The sequence below is a fragment of the Limosilactobacillus frumenti DSM 13145 genome (genome assembly GCF_001436045.1).
GTDB classification, from domain to species: domain Bacteria; phylum Bacillota; class Bacilli; order Lactobacillales; family Lactobacillaceae; genus Limosilactobacillus; species Limosilactobacillus frumenti.
This window is the reverse complement of record NZ_AZER01000004.1, coordinates 61,628-80,095: the sequence shown is the minus strand read 5'-3', so window position 1 is coordinate 80,095 and position 18,468 is coordinate 61,628. Positions and strand designations below refer to the sequence as shown.

General features: G+C 42.3%; 15 protein-coding genes, 1 other RNA gene, 1 pseudogene and 1 other annotated feature. Of the genes and pseudogenes, 9 read left to right on the top strand and 8 right to left on the bottom strand.

The window, feature by feature from the left end:
* Positions 1-371 precede the first annotated feature (371 nt).
* From FD27_RS00825 to FD27_RS00815, 3 genes are read left to right on the top strand one after another with little or no spacing between them, the layout of a single operon-like run.
* Positions 372-1,427, top strand: coding sequence for a methionine ABC transporter ATP-binding protein (locus FD27_RS00825; RefSeq protein ID WP_057748070.1), 1,056 nt, complete (start codon positions 372-374; stop codon positions 1,425-1,427).
* A gap of 43 nt (positions 1,428-1,470) precedes the next feature.
* A complete protein-coding gene (locus FD27_RS00820) occupies positions 1,471-2,100 on the top strand; it encodes a methionine ABC transporter permease (protein ID WP_151495815.1) in 630 nt (209 codons plus the stop codon).
* Between the two features lie 17 nt (positions 2,101-2,117).
* Positions 2,118-2,939: a MetQ/NlpA family ABC transporter substrate-binding protein gene (locus FD27_RS00815; RefSeq protein WP_057748063.1), complete on the top strand. Its 822-nt coding sequence runs from the start codon at positions 2,118-2,120 to the stop codon at positions 2,937-2,939.
* Between the two features lie 64 nt (positions 2,940-3,003).
* Here FD27_RS00815 and FD27_RS00810 read toward each other — a convergent pair whose 3' ends face one another.
* On the bottom strand, positions 3,004-4,209 hold the full coding sequence (locus tag FD27_RS00810) for an MFS transporter (protein WP_057748060.1): 1,206 nt from the start codon (positions 4,207-4,209) through the stop codon (positions 3,004-3,006).
* A gap of 152 nt (positions 4,210-4,361) precedes the next feature.
* Between FD27_RS00810 and FD27_RS00805 the strand changes: the two genes are divergently transcribed.
* A complete protein-coding gene (locus FD27_RS00805) occupies positions 4,362-5,501 on the top strand; it encodes a D-alanine--D-alanine ligase family protein (RefSeq protein ID WP_057748057.1) in 1,140 nt (379 codons plus the stop codon).
* 211 nt (positions 5,502-5,712) lie between these two features.
* Positions 5,713-6,555 (top strand): helix-turn-helix transcriptional regulator, encoded by an 843-nt coding sequence (locus FD27_RS00800; protein ID WP_057748053.1) that lies wholly within the window; start codon positions 5,713-5,715, stop codon positions 6,553-6,555.
* Between the two features lie 69 nt (positions 6,556-6,624).
* Here FD27_RS00800 and FD27_RS00795 read toward each other — a convergent pair.
* The 7 genes and pseudogenes from FD27_RS00795 to FD27_RS00770 form a co-directional block, all read right to left on the bottom strand.
* Positions 6,625-7,108, bottom strand: a pseudogene (locus FD27_RS00795) (universal stress protein).
* A 71-nt stretch (positions 7,109-7,179) separates the two neighbouring features.
* Positions 7,180-7,479, bottom strand: a complete 300-nt coding sequence (locus tag FD27_RS00790) for a hypothetical protein (protein WP_057748046.1) — start codon at positions 7,477-7,479, stop codon at positions 7,180-7,182.
* 62 nt (positions 7,480-7,541) lie between these two features.
* Positions 7,542-7,729: non-coding RNA, 6S RNA (ssrS, locus tag FD27_RS08530), on the bottom strand.
* A 37-nt stretch (positions 7,730-7,766) separates the two neighbouring features.
* The gene (locus FD27_RS00785; RefSeq protein WP_057748045.1) at positions 7,767-9,074 is read right to left on the bottom strand and encodes a replication-associated recombination protein A; all 1,308 of its coding nucleotides are present in this window, start codon (positions 9,072-9,074) and stop codon (positions 7,767-7,769) included.
* 2 nt (positions 9,075-9,076) lie between these two features.
* Positions 9,077-9,562, bottom strand: coding sequence for a YueI family protein (locus tag FD27_RS00780; RefSeq protein ID WP_057748042.1), 486 nt, complete (start codon positions 9,560-9,562; stop codon positions 9,077-9,079).
* Positions 9,563-9,654: 92 nt separating this feature from the next.
* Positions 9,655-10,260, bottom strand: a complete 606-nt coding sequence (gene rpsD / locus FD27_RS00775; RefSeq protein WP_057748037.1) for a 30S ribosomal protein S4 — start codon at positions 10,258-10,260, stop codon at positions 9,655-9,657.
* 195 nt (positions 10,261-10,455) lie between these two features.
* A complete protein-coding gene (locus FD27_RS00770; RefSeq protein ID WP_057748034.1) occupies positions 10,456-10,911 on the bottom strand; it encodes a GAF domain-containing protein in 456 nt (151 codons plus the stop codon).
* A 115-nt stretch (positions 10,912-11,026) separates the two neighbouring features.
* Here FD27_RS00770 and ezrA point away from each other — a divergent pair, with 115 nt between their 5' ends.
* From ezrA to FD27_RS00750, 4 genes are all read left to right on the top strand, one after another.
* On the top strand, positions 11,027-12,721 hold the full coding sequence (ezrA, locus tag FD27_RS00765; RefSeq protein WP_057748030.1) for a septation ring formation regulator EzrA: 1,695 nt from the start codon (positions 11,027-11,029) through the stop codon (positions 12,719-12,721).
* A 273-nt stretch (positions 12,722-12,994) separates the two neighbouring features.
* The gene (locus FD27_RS00760; RefSeq protein ID WP_057748028.1) at positions 12,995-14,143 is read left to right on the top strand and encodes a cysteine desulfurase family protein; all 1,149 of its coding nucleotides are present in this window, start codon (positions 12,995-12,997) and stop codon (positions 14,141-14,143) included.
* Between the two features lie 20 nt (positions 14,144-14,163).
* Positions 14,164-15,384: a tRNA uracil 4-sulfurtransferase ThiI gene (thiI, locus tag FD27_RS00755; protein WP_057748025.1), complete on the top strand. Its 1,221-nt coding sequence runs from the start codon at positions 14,164-14,166 to the stop codon at positions 15,382-15,384.
* A gap of 45 nt (positions 15,385-15,429) precedes the next feature.
* Positions 15,430-15,642: a binding site (T-box leader), on the top strand.
* A 49-nt stretch (positions 15,643-15,691) separates the two neighbouring features.
* Positions 15,692-18,349 carry a valine--tRNA ligase gene (locus FD27_RS00750; protein WP_057748022.1) on the top strand — a complete coding sequence of 886 codons (2,658 nt, stop codon included), beginning with the start codon at positions 15,692-15,694 and terminating at the stop codon, positions 18,347-18,349.
* Positions 18,350-18,468: the final 119 nt, after the last annotated feature.

Sequence of the window (18,468 nt, the reverse complement as noted above, 5' to 3'; positions counted from 1 at the left end):
CATTTTTATTTTAAAAACTCTTGACATTAAATAATTAAGTCGGTACTATAATAACAACTTAATTATTAAAAACTAATTTGAAAGATGAGTAGATATTAATTTGTTACTCAGAGAGTTCCTATCTGGTGAAATGGAATTAATGAATAATATTGAAGATGGTCTTTTGGTAAACAGGTACTGATGAGTTGTTCAGACGAGTTAGTAATGGTTGGTGCCCATTATCGCAGCAGAGTGTTATGATGCACTTACTGAGGCAACTATTGTGAGATAGTTGTGAATAACGGTGGTACCGCGAAAAAAGCCTTTGCCCGTTTGATAATGTAATAATTATCAAATTGGCAAAGGCTTTTTGTTAGAAGGAGGAATGAGCAGTGATTGAGTTTAAGGATGTCTCAAAAACATACCAGGCCAAGGAAGGGCCAGTAAAAGCAATTACTGATGTTAACCTGACGATTCCGGATGGTAAGATTTATGGAATCGTTGGTTATTCTGGGGCAGGTAAAAGTACCCTGATTCGAATGCTGAATGGGTTGGAAACGCCAACTACGGGGAAAGTAACGGTTAACGGTCAAAACGTTAGTGAATTAAGTGGCCAGCGTCTTCGTGAAGAACGATTACAAATTGGGATGATTTTCCAACACTTCGATCTTCTCTGGTCACGGACCGTCTTAGAGAATGTTGAGTTTCCGTTAGAAATTGCCAAAAAGGGCAATAAGAAAGAACGTCAAAAGAAGGCTGAGGAGCTTGTCAAGCTGGTTGGCCTGCAGGGACGTGAAAATGCCTATCCATCGGAATTATCTGGTGGACAAAAGCAACGGGTCGGGATTGCCAGAGCACTGGCCAATGATCCCAAGATCCTGTTGTCTGATGAAGCAACGAGTGCTTTGGATCCGCAAACAACGGATGAAGTTCTGGAATTATTGTTGGACATTAATCATCGTTTGGGAATTACGATTGTCGTGATTACTCATGAGATGCATGTTATTCGTAAGATTTGTGATCACGTGGCCGTTCTTGATGCTGGTCGAATCGTTGAAGAAGGTCCAGTTCTCGATGTCTTTAAACATCCTCAACAAGCCATCACGAAACGGTTTGTTAATCAAGAAACGTCTACTGGATCGGCACAAGATACGAAGACGGTTGTTCAACAATTGTTGGCTTCTCATCCAGATGGCGTGATTGTTAAGTTAACATTCCATGGTGACCAAGCGAAGTTACCAATTGTTTCTGAAATGCTTCGGCAATTCCCTGAAGTTGATATGAGTATTATTGAAGGGAATATTCACCAAACGACGGAAGGATCAATTGGCTCGCTCTATATTCAGCTGGAGGCTGAACAAGGTCAACAGAAACAGATTCAAGGAGCATTGGATTACCTGAATACAATGCGGGTTGAAACAGAGGTGATTAACAGTGAACAACAATAGTTTTGCTTCCTTCTTCCAATTTAGTAATGTTAATTGGCCGAAGATGTGGGAAGCCACGTGGGAAACAATTTGGATGACCGTTGTCTCCATGATCCTGGTAGCAATCTTAGGGTTGATTCTGGGGTTAATCCTTTTTGAAACTCGTAAGCGCACGTCGATCTGGGCAAGAATTATTAATTGGATTGTCGCCGCGTTAGTGAACGTCTTTCGTTCCATTCCATTTATTATTTTGATTGTCTTACTTTTACCGGCTACGCAAGCAATGGTGGGAACAATCATTGGTCCACGGGCTGCCTTGCCGTCATTGATTATTTCAGCGGCACCATTCTATGCCCGACTGGTACAAATTGCTTTCGATGACCTGGATCATGGTGTGATCGAAGCAGCGAAGGCGATGGGGGCTACGAATTGGCAAATTGTTACCAAGGTCTTGATTCCCGAAAGTAAACCAGCGTTAGTTTCTGGTTTAACGGTTACCGCTATTTCGTTGATTGGTTATACTGCTATGGCGGGGGCCATTGGTGCAGGTGGCCTGGGGAACCTCGCATACCTTGATGGGTTCCAAGCCAATAACAATGCCATTACTATGATGGCAACAATCATTATCGTTATTATTGTCTTTGTTTTCCAATTCATTGGTGATTACACCGTGAAGAGAATTGATAAACGTTAATTGAGGAGGAATTAATTATGAAGAAGAAATGGTTAGCAGGCTTAGCAACAATTGCTGCCGGAGTTTTATTGTTAACTGGTTGTGGACAAAAGAAGGAAACGACTTTAACAGTTGGTGCATCTGCCACACCACATGCTGAAATTTTACGTCACGTTCAACCACAACTGAAGAAGGAAGGGGTTAACCTACAAGTTAAGACTTTCCAAGATTATGTTTTGCCAAACAAGGAATTAGCATCTGGCGATTTGGATGCTAACTACTTCCAACATAAGCCATTCTTGGATAATTGGAACAAGAAGAATCATGGTACCCTGGTTAGTGCTGGTAATGTGCACTTGGAACCAATTGGTTTTTACTCTAAGAAGTACAAGTCTTTGAAGGACTTACCAGATGGGGCGACAATCTTAGTTTCCAATAATGTTGCTGACTACGGGCGTGTTTTGAAGATCTTGCAGGACGAAGGGTTAATCACCTTAAAACCAGGGACGAAGTTAGAATCTGCAACCTTTGATGATATTCAGACGAACAAGAAGAATTTGAAGTTCAAGCATGACCTTGAACCAAAGCTGATGACCCAATTCTACAAGCGTGGTGAAGGGGATGCCGTTGTTATCAACGCCAACTACGCCGTTCAAGCAGGATTGAATCCGCAAAAGGACGCAATTGCCCTTGAAAAGAATACTTCCCCATATGCCAACTTGATTGCTGTTAAAAAGGGTGACCAAAACAAGCCTGCCGTTAAGAAGTTAATGAAGGCATTGCAATCCAAGTCAACCCAGCAATGGATCAACAAGCATTACAAGGGTGGGGTTGAAGCTGTTTACCCAAACGGTAAATAATAGTTAATCAAATATAACAATAGCCAACAGTCGAGCGGAGTCACCGCCACTGTTGGCTATTTGTTTACTTAATGAATTTAATGACGTTCATTCTAAATAGAATCAAGTTAAGGACCACGATTAATGCGGTAACAATGAACACCATGCTATAGCTTGAAATACCAGCAATTGTTGAACCCAACAAGGGTCCGATAATGTTACCGATGTACATTGCACTCTGGTTCCAGGAGAAAATTCGTCCAGTGACCATCGAAGGGGAATTTTTCGTCAGCATAGTTTGAACTTGGGGAAATAAACAGGCATCGGTAAAGCCCACCAAGAAGCGAAGAATACCAAGTTCAACAGGATTGCGAACGAAGGCCGTTAGGAAGAAAAGAATGGTTGCACCAATAAAGCCAGTCACGATCACTTTGTGGGTCCCAACACGGTCACCAATCGCCCCAAATCGTGAAGCTGCTAGGAAAGTCGCAATCCCGGGAAGGGCCGCAATGACACCAGCGAGAAAGACGACGTTACCGTGATTGTGCATCAATTGTTTAACGTAGAGGGAAACAATTGGGTTAATTGAGTTAGTTGCTGCTTGAATGATCAGGGTCGTTAGCAATAATCCAAAAATCATTTGCGGATACTGCAAAGCCTTAATCACTCCCTTAGTACTTGCCAGGTCTTTTCGGGTAACAGGACGAAAGTCATCTTCATGAACAAATAACAGGGATAGGAGGAAGGCAATTAGCAGTAATAGACCAGTAATGAAGAAGGTCACCCGGTAATTAAAAATGGAAGCTAGCGCGCCACCGACGAAGGGGCCGAGCAGGTTACCAGCAGTGAACGAAGCAGTCATTGTTCCTAAAGCCTGACCAGACTTCTCTTTCGGGGTTTCAGTAGCGATGAGGGCGTTAGAATTAGAGACAAAGCCAGCAAAGAAACCCTGTGTCATTCGGAGGAGGAATAGTTGCCAAACATTAGTAACTAAGCCCATCGCTGCTAAGACAATTGACATTCCTAATGAGGCTCGCAAGATCATTAGTTTGCGGCCTTTCTTGTCGGCGAGTTTTCCCCACCATGGTGAGATGAGTGCGGAAACAAAATAGATTCCTGAGAAAACTAAACCAGACCACATATTCAACTGTTGGCGAGAAAAATGACCTAACGCACTGATATATAGCGGTAAGAAGGGCATCACTTCTGAAAAAGCAATGCCGGCGATAAATACAGCCACCGCTAGTACTCGCAAATTACGTTTCCAAATTGGAACCTTAGTTTGTGCCATATTGACTCCTTTCAGTAATGAAAATTGGTACTATTATATCGCAATAATGGACTAATGATGAAGTGAAATTTGCTAGTATGGAGTAATGAATCATGTTATACTAAAGGTTCGGAAAACACGGTAAAAATATTTATAGTAAGGTGGTATATATTATGACCAATAAATTAAGCATCGCATTACTGTTTGGTGGTAACTCCTCTGAACATGACGTGTCCAAACGCTCTGCTCACAATATCTACGATGCCCTTGATAAAAACAAGTATGATGTTAGCTTGTTCATGTTTACCAAGGATGGTATTTTATTGGGGAATGCTGATTCTCAACGGATCTTTGATGGTGAAGATGAGGATCAAGTTGTTAAGGAAGCATACGCTAAGATGGATACTAGTCAAGTGCTAGCGCCGATTTTGGCTCTCAATGAGCTTAAGAAGGTTGACCTCTTCTTCCCGGTTATTCATGGTAATTTAGGAGAAGATGGGACTATCCAAGGGTTGTTTAAGCTTCTCAATAAACCATACGTTGGGTCTAACATTGCTGCTTCAGCCATGTCTTTCGATAAGGACTTAACGAAGAAGATTCTTACCCAAGCAGGTATTCGCAATACACCATATGTTTTGGTCACTCCTGAAAACCGGTCTGAGTATCCATGGGATCGGGTTGAAGAAGAAATTGGTGATCTGGCATTTGTTAAGCCGGCTAAGCAAGGATCATCCGTTGGTATTCACAAGGTAACGAACGCCGAAGAATATGAAAAGGCCCTGGATGATGCTTTTAAGTATGACTTTAAGATTTTAGTAGAACAAGGAATCGACCACCCACAAGAAGTAGAAATTTCTATTTTAGGAAATGAACACCCAATTGCTTCTAAACTGGGGGCTATTCGGGTTCCTAAGGGGGATGCTTTCTACGATTACCAAAATAAGTTCGTTGATGCTAGTGGTGTGGTTTTTGAATTGCCAGTAAAGTTACCCCAGTACCTTACTGATGAGATCACCGAAATGGCACTGAAAGCTTACAAGGTATTAGGAATGAAGGGAATGTCACGGATCGACTTCTTAGTTGACAGTAATAACGTGCCATACCTCGGCGAACCAAATACATTACCAGGCTTTACAAATATTAGTTTGTACCCGCAAATGTGGGAAGTCTCAGGAATTAGTTATTCAGAGTTGATTGATCGTTTAATTAAGCTGGGATTGGAAGAGTTTAAACGCAACAGTGAGATTAAGTATGACTTCCAAAAGTTAGGCAAGGAAAAGGTCGGTCAGAAGAATTACAATGATCAGGATTAATTAGAATTGCGTTAAAAGCTACGTCAATTAGGGCACAACTTATACTCAGTTGAAGTGAGTGTGAGCTGTGCTTTTGTAATAATTAAAGTTGCTTAACGCTCGATTTTTATAATAATAGTGCTATAATATCAAAAGTATTTCCAATGACTAACCACATTGAAAGTCTTTTTCAATAAAAACTATGATAATTTTGATTTGAGGAAGGGAAAATATGAAACTCCGGGGAGACGTCTTAAAACAAATACGTCGCAAGAGGGGATTATCACAAACTGCGTTAGCGGATGGAATCTGTACTCAGGCGACGATCAGCTTAATGGAAAAGCAAAATCGGTTACCTAAAATGGATATTTTAACAGCTATTTGCAAGCGGTTGAGTATTCAGCCAGAACGGATTATCGAGAACGAAGGTAATCAGATTAATGAACAATTCAATAACATTGTTCAAGAACTTGTTTCGCATCATTTTGACCAGGCGGAACAGCTATTAAATCATATGTCAGTTAAACAGTTAAATTCTGACTTTGATAAGCAACGGTACTACTACCTATTAGGGATGGTTCAAGTTCATAGTCAGCAGTTAGACGATGCCATTTTTAACTTTGAATTAGTATTAACCCAGTTTGCAACAACTAGTGCAAATATTTACCTTGCAATGACCACCGCGGGAATGGCGTTGGCCTACTACGAACGCCATGATCATCAACGCGCCAAGCGGTTGACGGACCGCGCCGTACGGTTAATTGATAATAAGAAACTGATTGGGAGCTTGCATCAGTGGGCGTCTATTTATTGTCAGCTTGCTAACTTGTATCAAGAATTAGGTGAATATTCGCAAGCTGAAGAAATGGCTACTCGGGGAGTGGAACTATGTCGCCAACATGATTCACTCTTTATTCTTGATGAACTGTATTATGCACAGGGATTAGCAGCACAAAACCTGGGCAAGAAAGATGATGCAAAGCAGTCGCTGCAGATTGCCCAAAGTATTAGCATTGCCCGGAAAGAATCGGCAGTCAGAGAACAAATTCGAGCAGCATTAATATCACTAGATTAAATTGCAGATGAAAAAGAGGACTTAGTTGATCAACTAAGTTCTCTTTTTAGTAATTCTTATTTATTAATGTTACTTCTTCTTTGGTTCAACCTCAATTGGCTTGTTTCAAATCGGTCCGAACGACTAGGACATCACAGATAGCAGTCCGGGTAACGAATTCAGTAACTGAACCAATGAGAATCCGTTCAACGGCATTCAAACCAGTGGCACCAATCATAATCAGGTCAGCGTTCATTTCCTTTGGAACATCACGAGCAATGATTGTCTTTGGTGCACCATATTCGATTGAATAGCTAACATTCTTAACACCATTGTTCTTTGCGTATTCAATGTACTTATCTAACGTCTTCTTAGCAGTTTCGGTAACTTGTTCAACCATTGAACTGTCAAAGCTAGAAATATTTTGAAATGCCCGCGTATCAACAACGTGTAGTAGACGTAATTCCGTATCTTCACCATTACGGTTAGCAACTGCGACTGCCTTCTTGAAGGCTAATTCAGCTTCTTCAGAGCCGTCGACAGGAACCAAGATGTGTTTATATTGTTGAGCCATATCACGGTGCCTCCTTATTTATTTACTTCTATTATACACTTAATCAAAAAATGCCGTAAAGGGGCAAACAGCTACTTTTGCCTATTTGTCGCTTGAAAATGACCCATTAAAGAGTATGCCATGAGCGTTTCTAAAACGCAGCCAATAATTACCATAATTACCAGAAAGGCAAGGGAATTTGCCCACGCGGACCAACAGGCGAGCAGGCCGACAATCGTGAGAATAATTCCCCAAATCTTAATAGCCTTTGCCAGCGCTAGGTCCCTGTTTGGCTCAAACACCAAGAATGGTTTAGTGGTATGGGTAAGAAAGAAGACGCCCTCATAAAGGGCAATCAGTCCAAAAACCGTCATTAGGATTGATAAAAGCATTGTTTCTACCTCGTAAATAAAAATAAAGAGGTTGGGGAACCCAGCCTCTCTTTAATATGTACGAAAACTCCGTTAGTGCCGTTAATTGTCATTCAGTGTTGACCTGTGTTTAAGACAGGTGGGACACGACTGTTAACTTTCCAACTACCAAGTGAAAAGGCATGTTGTCCGGTTACGAATGTACTAGTCCCAAAATTAAAAGACTGTAAGGCAAACCTGCGTTTAGACAACGCGTACACCACAGAATCTTCACCTATTATCCTAGCATGGTTATATCAATTACGCAATCATCTGCTTTGGGGATGGTGATGGCCACGCAGTGCTTGGCGTTGAGTATTTCTTAATTGCCAGTAGCGTTGACTAAATGCGGCTTCAAAACGGCCATTTTTCTTCGGGTGAAAGTATTCGGCGTTTTTGATACGGTCAGGCAAGTATTGTTGGGGAACCCAATCATTTGGGAAATCATGCGGGAAGACATAATCAGTACCGTGACCTAATTTAGCGGCACCCTGATAATGGGCATCCTTAAGGTGATCAGGAACTTCACCATAGCCACCAGCTTTCACCTGTGCCAGTGCATCATCAATTGCTGTGATTCCAGAGTTTGACTTGGGCGAAAGACACAATTCGATGACTGCATCAGCTAGTGGAATTCGCCCTTCTGGTAAACCGACTTGTTGAGCGGACTGGACAGCAGTGACGGCCCGTTGAACTGCTGGCATATTAGCTAAGCCAACGTCTTCGTAAGCAATTACGATTAACCGTCGCGCTATACTATTTAGATCGCCAGCCGCAATCAGCCGTGCCAAGTAATGGAGAGCGGCGTCAGTATCAGACCCGCGGATGGACTTTTGAAATGCTGAAATGACATCATAATGAGCGTCACCATCTTTATCGGCTTTCAGTGCCCTTTTTTGAACGCACTCTTCAATAATTGGCAATGTTAAGTGAATCATGCCATCATCAGCCGGGTCAGTCGACTTAGCTGCCAACTCAAGGCCATTCAGGGCACTACGTAAATCACCGTTGGTTGCAGTTACTAATTGCTGCTCAGCGTCGGCATCTAGCTGAATAGGTAACTTGCCCAGCCCGCGTTCTTTATCCGTAAGGGCCCTTTCAACGGCAGTTTTCATATCATCAATTGTCAGGGGATGAACCGGGAAAATTTGGGTTCGACTGCGGATGGCAGGGTTAATATTGATATAGGGATTCTCAGTTGTTGCCCCAATCAAAATAATCCGACCACTTTCCAAATGAGGAAGTAGGAAATCTTGTTTGGCCTTATCTAATCGATGAATTTCATCTAATAGTAGAATGACGGTTCCACTCATTTTGGCTTCTTCAATGACAACTTGAAGGTCCTTTTTGGTATCAGTTGCCGCGTTTAACTTACGAAAAGCATACTTAGTTGATCCAGCAATTGCACTGGCAATACTGGTTTTACCAGTGCCGGGCGGACCGTACAGAATCATTGAAGAGAGCGTCTTTGCTTTCACCATCCGTGCAATAATTTTACCGGGGCCAACAAGGTGTTGTTGACCCACGACTTCAGATAAGTTGCGGGGCCGCATGCGATAGGCAAGGGGATGCTGCATTATTAGTCACCTTTCCTTGAAAAAAGTTTATTTAACCAGCTATGATGAGCAGGTGCCTTTTGGGGCTGTTGAGCATTGTGATCTTCTAGTAAGCGGGGATAACGTTTGGCCACATCGACTGGTGATTGATAAACTGCATTTTTTGCAGCGATGACAATGGCAAGTGAATCTGGATCGGTTTTAAATTCAGGATCCGTCTTCATTGTGAATTGACTTTTAGCAGCAACTGCTGCCTTAATATAGGGATGTAGTTCAGAATGGGGAAGGTTGCCATTCATAAATACCAAATTACCGATCCCCCGTTGCAGTTCCTTGGTAACGGCAACCGTCCAATTACGTTGTTGCAATTCAGCGACGCTAATGGTTAAACAAACTCGTTCACGAAATGTTCCAAGGTACTTGCGCTGTTCGTCTGGTTTGATTTTTGGGGTCCCATAAATACCATTTTCCAGTCTTTGATCCACTGCCGATTTATCTTTATTTGGCATGAGCAGTCCTCCTTAAATAAAGGTATATAAAAAGGGCGCCTCATGATGAGGTGCCCTTAGTTGATAAATCAACCTTTTAGCAATCTTAAAGATTACTTGTTGTAGAATTCAACGATAAGTGATTCATCAATATCAGCGTCCATATCTTCACGAGCTGGGATCCGGTTTAACTTACCTTCAAGTTTGTCGGCATCAAAGTCAACGTATGAAGGACGAGAAACAACAGCATCAACAGCGTTCTTGATAACGTCAAGATTCTTGGACTTTTCACGAACAGCAATTACTTGACCAACGGAAACTTCGTATGAAGGGATGTCCACACGCTTACCATCAACGGTAATGTGACCGTGGTTTACCAATTGACGAGCTTGACGACGAGTAGTAGCCAAACCAAGACGGTAAACCATGTTATCCAAACGACGTTCCAGTAAGGCCATGAAGTTAGCACCGTGGGTACCTTCCTTGATCTTACCGGCACGAACGAAGAGGTTGGAGAATTGACGTTCAGTCATACCATACATGAAACGCAGCTTTTGCTTTTCACGAAGTTGAGTACCATATTCAGAAAGCTTACCATGACGGTCGCGACCGTGATCACCAGGTGCGTATGCACGACGAGCTAATTCCTTACCAGTACCTGAAAGTGAAACACCAAGACGACGAGATACACGCCAACTTGGACCAGTATAACGAGACATAAATAAATTCCTCCAATAATTTTGTTGGAGTAAAATAATCCGATTGTGAGCTTGACATTCGTGCAGGCTGATTTGAATTTTTCACCCTTGCAGCTGGGTTACTAAAAACACCATCTGGCACCAGTCTGTTGACGAGCTTGTCCCTCACTGCTGCATTATTTTACACAAATACAACTATACAACGACTACTAGCGCTTAGTCAATGGTTTTCATGAGCCGACGACCAAACTCTTCCATTTGTTTTGCCATTGCCTGGTTGAAGCGGGCTTTGACAGGGGCATCAAGATCGAGGACCCCGTACAGCTGATCATTTTTAAATAAGGGGACAACTAATTCGGATTGGGCGGCACTATCACATGCAATATAGGACTTGAATTGGGTCACGTCATCCACCACTTGTGTTTCTTTACTGCTGGCTGCCACCCCACAAACACCCTTACCGAGTGCGATGTGCATACAAGCAACCTTTCCTTGGAAAGGTCCCAAGTCTAATTGCTGGCTATCGTCATTAAATAAGTAAAAGCCTGCCCAGTTAAGCTGCTCAACGTTTTCCATGATCAATGCACTGGCATTGGCCAGATTGGCGATGGGGTTGTGTTCATCGGTAAGAAGAGCGGTCACTTGTTCATTCAATAAGGACAAATCTGCCATTATTTATTACCTCTTTTCATATTGCTTTTACGACTATGTTATAATTTTGTTAGAATTTTATGGCTTAACGCAAGTTCTGTCAACGTTGGCTAGTAATTTAGTAGGTGGATTGAATATGTTTCAAATTATTATTGGTATTTTAATTGTTGTTGTTGTCATCCTTGGTGGAATTTATTGGTACCAACAACATATTGTCAAACGGGTTACTGACTTGAAGGGACAGTACCAACGACTGGTTGAGCAAAACATGGATCAACAATTAAAGGATGCGCAAAGCCTAAAGGTTAGTGGTGATTCACAAAAAGAATTAACTCAGCTGGAAAAGCATTATCATGATGACGTTCAACCATTATTTAAGCAATTAAAGAATCAGTTGGATGCGGCAGAGAAGAATGTCCACACCAGTAGAGTCTTTTCATTAAGCCAGCAATTAAATGATCTGGAGTTGCTGATTGGCCGGATAAAACAGGAATTGCACCAAGCAACGGGCACCATTCAGCGCTTAACTCAGTTGCAAAAATCACACCAACATGCCATCGATCAGATTAAGGCCCGCTATCGTCACTTCCACCATGTCTTGGATGAAAAGAGTTTTCAGTTTGGTGATAGTATCACGCCGTTGAAGCGAAAACTGGCTGAATTGGAACAGCAGTATGCCCATTTTATTGAGCTAACTGATCAGGGTGATTATGAAGGCGCGGAAAAACTGTTAAATGATTTGAAACATGACAACACCGTGTTAGCAAATGAAATTGAACAAATACCCGATTTATACCGTCCATTAGCAGTAGAATTTCCGACTCAATTAGATGAATTGAAGCAGGGCTATGACCAACTAACAAAGCAGCACTATCACTTTACGACTGAAGATATTCCTAACCAGATTGCCGATTTGCAAGACCGGCGCCAAAAGGCTATCGATCAAATTAATTCGTTAGATCTGACTGACATTGAACGATCAAATAAGGAAATGGCGGACCAGATTGACGATTTGTATGCCACGATGCAAAAAGAACTAGATGCTAAGCCACAGGTCAAACACTTAATGGGTGTTATTGGCAAGTTTGTGGATCATGCGGCACATCAAAATGATGAACTCGCTCGCGAACTTGATCGGTTGAGTATTAATTACAGTTTGAACAATCATGAGATTGAGGATACCCGTTCCTTAAATGAGCAAATTAGTACGATCCGTAAAGAATACCAGGAAGATTCTCAGGCGATTGAGAAGCAAACAGCAATTTATAGTCAAGTCCTAGACCGTGAGCAAGCTAATGAAAAGTCACTTCATCAGATTGAAGAGCAGCAAGCCAAGATTAATGATGAGGTTGCCAAACTTCAAACTGATGAACAACGTGCTAAGCAGATGCTCCAAAAGTACGCTACTCAGATTCGAGCTTTGCGGCGCCAGGTTGACCAATTGAACTTGCCAGGCTTTCCAAAGGATTATCTAAATTACTTCTTTGGGGTTAGTGATGAAATCAAAAAACTAGCGGAAGAGTTAAACCAATATCGAGTTGATATGGATGAAGTGACGAAGCAATTAATTATTGTTGAATCTGATTTGGAAACTCTTCGCGACAAGACCAATGATGTTCGCGATAGCGCTGAACTGACGGAACGTCTTCAACAATATGCGAACCGCTTGGCTGACAATAAAAAGATTGCCGCTGCTGCTGCTAAATCACGCCAACAATTTGAAAACTATAACTACACTGCTAGTTTGGAGACTATTGCTACTGCCTTGGAAGAAGTTGAACCAGGCAGCTACAAACGCATTGAGGACAGCTACTATGCAGAATTAAAGTAATTTTTTAAAGAACAGACTTATGATAAAACTAATTTCATAGGTAAAAGGAGACTCTAGAGTTTGGAATTGAGACTCTAGAGTCTCCTTTTATCCCTGGAGGGTTTCTTACACGTTTACTTTGAGTCGGACATCACATTGCTTTAATTTATCAAGGGTTACCGCTGTATTTAATGGCAAGTTCTGCTATAATTAACAATCGATTTATCAAATTAGGAACCAATATAATCTATCCAATGCGCTTAAAGATTAATCAATGGGAAGGTTCATAGCTAAATGATTTATTTTGATAATAGTGCGACTACCAAAGTCGCTCCCGAAGTTTTACAAACCTACGATACCGTCAGCCAAAAGATCTGGGGGAACCCAAGTAGTTTACACAGCTGGGGAGAAAATGCTTGGAATTTATTAGAGCAAGCGCGTCAGCAAATTGCTGACTTATTTCATGTTAAGCCAAGTGAAATTATTTTCACTTCTGGTGGCTCGGAAGGTGACAACTGGGTTATTAAGGGGACAGCAATGGCCAAGCACCGGTTTGGTAAGCATATCATCACTACTTCAGTGGAACACGCGGCCGTGCGGAACCCAACGCAACAATTAAAAGATTTAGGATTCGATATTACCTATCTGCCGGTAGATAAGGAAGGACGAATCAATCCAGCAGATGTTAAGGCTGCCATTCGTCCTGATACGATTCTGGTTTCCATCATGGCGGTCAATAATGAAATTGGTACGATTCAGCCTATTAAGGAAGTCGGCGAGATTCTGAAAGACTATCCAAATATTCATTACCATGTGGATGCGGTTCAAGCTATTGGTAAGGGTCTTGATGATTTAGTATTTAGTGACCGGGTTGATTTTGCGACGTTCTCTGGCCATAAGTTCCATGCACCGCGGGGGACCGGTTTTGTCTTTGTTCGTTCAGGACGTAAACTAGCACCCTTGGTTGCCGGGGGTGGTCAAGAACGGACACTGCGGAGTGGTACTGAAAATACGCCTGGGGATGTTGCAATGGCTCGGGCAATTCGTTTAGTTAAGGAAAATGAAGCAGCAGCTGTTAAGCGTGAACAAGCAATTAAAGAACGAATCTATGATCACATTAGTAAATTTGACCATGTTCACATGATTTCCGGTCGTGACAAAGGTTTCGCCCCCCACATTTTATGCTTTGCAATCGAAGGCGTACGAGGAGAAACGATTGTCCACGCATTTGAAGATCAAAACATCTTTATATCCACGACGAGTGCCTGCTCATCTAAGAAACATTCAGAAGCTGGTACCTTAGCTGCTATGAAAGTTCCTGATAACATTGCTACCAGTGCTGTCCGGATTAGCTTGGGTGACCAAAATACGTTAGAAGAAGCTGACCAATTTAACAAAGTCTTTGATCAACTGTACGCTGGTTTCAAGAAAATCATTGAATAGGATTGGAAGGGGATGAACTAGTGGAATACACAGAAATTATGGTCCGCTATGGTGAACTGTCCACCAAAGGCCACAATAAGAAAAACTTTATTGACCGTTTAGGGGCCAATGTTCGCAAGGCTCTGCACCGATTTGAGCAAGTTAAAGTTCATGCTCAGCGTGATCGCCTGCACGTTGAATTAAACGGTGCCAATTATGACCAGGTGATGAATCGTTTAAAGGATGTCTTTGGTATTCAAAACTTTTCACCATCTATTCGGGTCGATAAGACATTTGCAGCCACTGCAGCGGCAGCCGTTAAGATGGTGCAAGAACAAGTGGACCACCCGATTACCTTTAAAATTAATACGCGGCGGTCTGATCATAAATTCCCGATCGACACCTTTGAAATGAACGACCGCTTAGGTGGTTACCTGTTGCAAAAATTTCCTGACTTATTAAAGGTTGATGTTCATCATCCAGACTTGACGATTCGAGTTGAAATTCGACTGAATGGAATTTTCCTGTCAAGTGAAACTATCCAGGGTGCTGGTGGGTTACCAGTTGGCACTGCGGGTAAGGGTATGATGATGTTGTCAGGTGGTATTGATTCCCCAGTTGCCGCATACTTGGGTATGAAACGGGGCGTTTCAATGGAAATGGTCCACTTCTTTAGTCCGCCATATACTAGCCCGCAAGCATTGGCCAAAGCTAAGCAACTGACTGCCAAACTTGCTCGTTATAGTGGTAGCATTCGATTCATTCAGGTACCGTTTGCGGAAATTCAAGAAACAGTAAAAGAAAAGGTTCCAGAAGGTTATCTAATGACTGTTCAGCGACGGATGATGTTGCGATTGGCAGCAGCACTCACGATGAAACGCCACGGTTTGGCGATCTTTAATGGTGAATCATTGGGTCAAGTGGCCTCCCAGACAATGGAAAGTATGCTAGTCATCAATGATGTGACAAACCTCCCAGTACTGCGGCCAGTACTGTCATTTGATAAGACTGAAATCATTGCACTAGCCAAGCAGATTGATACCTATGATTTATCAATTTTGCCATATGAAGATTGTTGTACTGTCTTTACACCACCGTCGCCGAAAACTAAGCCTAATTTGGAACGGACACGGAAGTACGAACAGCGGCTAGATATTGATGGCTTAATAAAACGGGCATTAGACGGAATTAAAATCACAGAAATTCATAATGGTGAAGATTTCTTGAATCAAAATGAAGACGTCTTTGCAGAACTTCTGTAATCAGCCTTGACGATGTTGCAGAAATTGGCTATGATACAAGCATATTGAAAAGCATTGACCGAAAGAGTAGGACACAGAAAGAAGTCTAGAGAGGGATGATTGGTGAAAAATCCCCTTCTGACTGTGCCTGAAGGTAATTCGGGAGCAACCCGGCTGAACCAAGTAGGCTGGGGCGGTTCATTTACCGTTATTAAATGATTAAGTGGGGTTGTAACTTTACAATCCAATTTAGGTGGTACCGCGGAACTCGTCCTATTATCGATAGGACGAGTTTTTTGTTTATGCTTATTTCGAAAGGAGATCATTTATGACTGACGAAACACAAATGTCTACCAAGTACGATCCGACAGCTGTCGAAGCCGGTCGTTACCAATGGTGGATTGACCAGGGCTTATTTAAGCCTAGTGGCGATAAGAAAGCACATCCTTACTCAATTGTTATTCCACCGCCGAATGTTACCGGTAAATTACACCTGGGACACGCTTGGGATACAACTTTACAAGACATGATTATTCGCCAAAAGCGGATGCAGGGTTATGATGTTTTGTGGATTCCAGGGATGGACCATGCTGGTATTGCTACTCAAGCAAAAGTTGAAGCGCGGTTAAGAAAACAAGGAATTTCTCGTTATGACCTTGGCCGTGACAAGTTTGTTCAGCAGGTTTGGGACTGGAAAGACGAATATGCTGATATTATTCACAAGCAGTGGGCCAAGATGGGAATCTCCGTTGACTATGATCGGGAACGCTTTACCTTGGATAAGGGTCTAAATAAAGCTGTCCGGAAAGTCTTTGTTGATCTTTACAATAAGGGCTTGATCTATCGGGGAACTTATATTATTAATTGGGACCCACAAGCGCGGACTGCTTTATCAGACATCGAAGTTATCCACAAGGACGATAAGGGGGCCTTCTACCATGTTAAGTACCCATTTACTGATGGCACCAAATTCCATGGTAAGGACTACATCGAAATTGCCACCACTCGTCCAGAAACAATGTTTGGTGATGAAGCGGTGGCGGTTAACCCGCATGATGACCGGTACAAGGAATTAGTCGGCAAGAAAGTTCGAGTTCCGTTAGTTGATCGTGAAATCGAAATTATCGCTGATGACTACGTTACCCCAGACTTTGGTACCGGGATGGTTAAGATTACCCCAGCCCACGATCCAAACGACTTTAAGGTTGGTAAGCGTCATAATCTGCCAGAATTAAATACTATGAACGAAGACGCTTCAATGAATGAAAATGCTGGTAAGTACGAGGGCATGGATCGGTTTGAAGCTCGTAAAGCGATGGTAAAGGACTTGGAAGACCAGGGTTACATGCTTAAGGTCGTTCCAATTGTCCACTCTGTTGGTCACTCCGAACGGACTGGTGTTCAAGTAGAAGCACGTTTGTCTACTCAATGGTTTGTTAAGATGAAGCCATTGGCGGAAGCAGCCTTAAAGAACCAACAAACTGACGACCGGGTTAACTTCATTCCAAAGCGGTTTGAACATACCTTTACACAGTGGATGGAGAATATCCATGACTGGGTTATTTCTCGTCAGCTTTGGTGGGGACACCGGATTCCAGCTTGGTATAACAAGCAAACCGGTAAAGTATATGTTGGAATGGAAGCACCTAAAGATGCTGAAAATTGGGAACAAGATAAAGATGTTCTTGATACCTGGTTCTCAAGTGCATTATGGCCATTCTCAACGATGGGTTGGCCAAACACTGATGCCCCTGACTATAAGCGGTATTTCCCAACCAATACTTTGGTAACCGGTTATGATATTATTTTCTTCTGGGTTTCTCGGATGATCTTCCAGTCACTAGAATTTACCGGTCGGGCACCATTTAAGAATGTCTTATTGCACGGTTTAATTCGCGATGAACAGGGTCGAAAGATGAGTAAGTCGCTTGGTAATGGGATTGATCCAATGGATGTGATCAAGAAGTATGGGGTTGATGCTCTACGTTGGTTCCTAATTACTGGTTCTACTCCTGGACAAGACATTCGTTTCTCTTACACTAAGATGGATGCTGCTTGGAACTTCATTAACAAGATTTGGAACGCTAGTCGTTACGTTATTATGAACTTAGGCGACATGCCAGCTCCACAATTACCAGAAAAGAGCAAGTGGGACTTAGCAGACCGGTGGATCTTATCACGTTTGAATGAAACGGTTGTTCAGGTTACTGCCCAGTTCGATAAGTTCGAATTTGGTGAAGCTGGTCGGGCTCTCTACAACTTCATCTGGAACGATTTCTGTGACTGGTACATTGAAATGACCAAGGAAAAGTTGAACAATGGTACCGCTGCTGAAAAGCAGGACACCAAGAACATCCTTGGCTATGTCCTGGATCAGATCTTGAAGTTAATGCACCCAATCATGCCATTTGTTACCGAAAAACTATGGCAGTCAATGCCTCATGATGGTAAATCCATCATGGTTGCTAAATACCCGGTTGACCACCCTGAATTTAACGATGCGGATGCTACTGAAGAAATGAGCCACTTGATCGAATTAATCACGGCGGTACGGAACATTCGTAATCAAGCGAATGCCCCGATGTCCAAGCCCGTTGATATGGTGATCAAAGTCGAAACTCAGCAGCTGGCTGATATCTTTAAGGATAACCAAGACTATATTGATCGCTTCTGCCATCCTGAAGAATTGACCATTGGTACTGATGTGGCAACGCCAAAGTTAGCTTTGTCTTCAATCATTACCGGTGCTGAAGTGGATATCCCAATGGCTGAATTGGTGGACCTTGATAAGGAACGCGCACGGATGCAAAAAGAAATCACTAAACTGGAAAAAGAAGTCCAACGTTCTGAAAAGAAGTTAAGTAATCAAAAGTTTGTTGACAATGCCCCTGAGGCAGTTGTTGACGAAGAACGTGCTAAGGCTAAGGATTGGCAGCAAAAGCTTGCTGCCGCCAAGGATCGGTTAGCTTCATTAGCGAATGCTTAAAACGTATTTGAAGAGCAAGTCGGTGTTATCGGCTTGCTCTTTTATTATCTATTTTTAAATAAAATGATATCATTTGATAAGCAAATGCGATACGCATGGTCTAAAGGGTTTATTTGTAT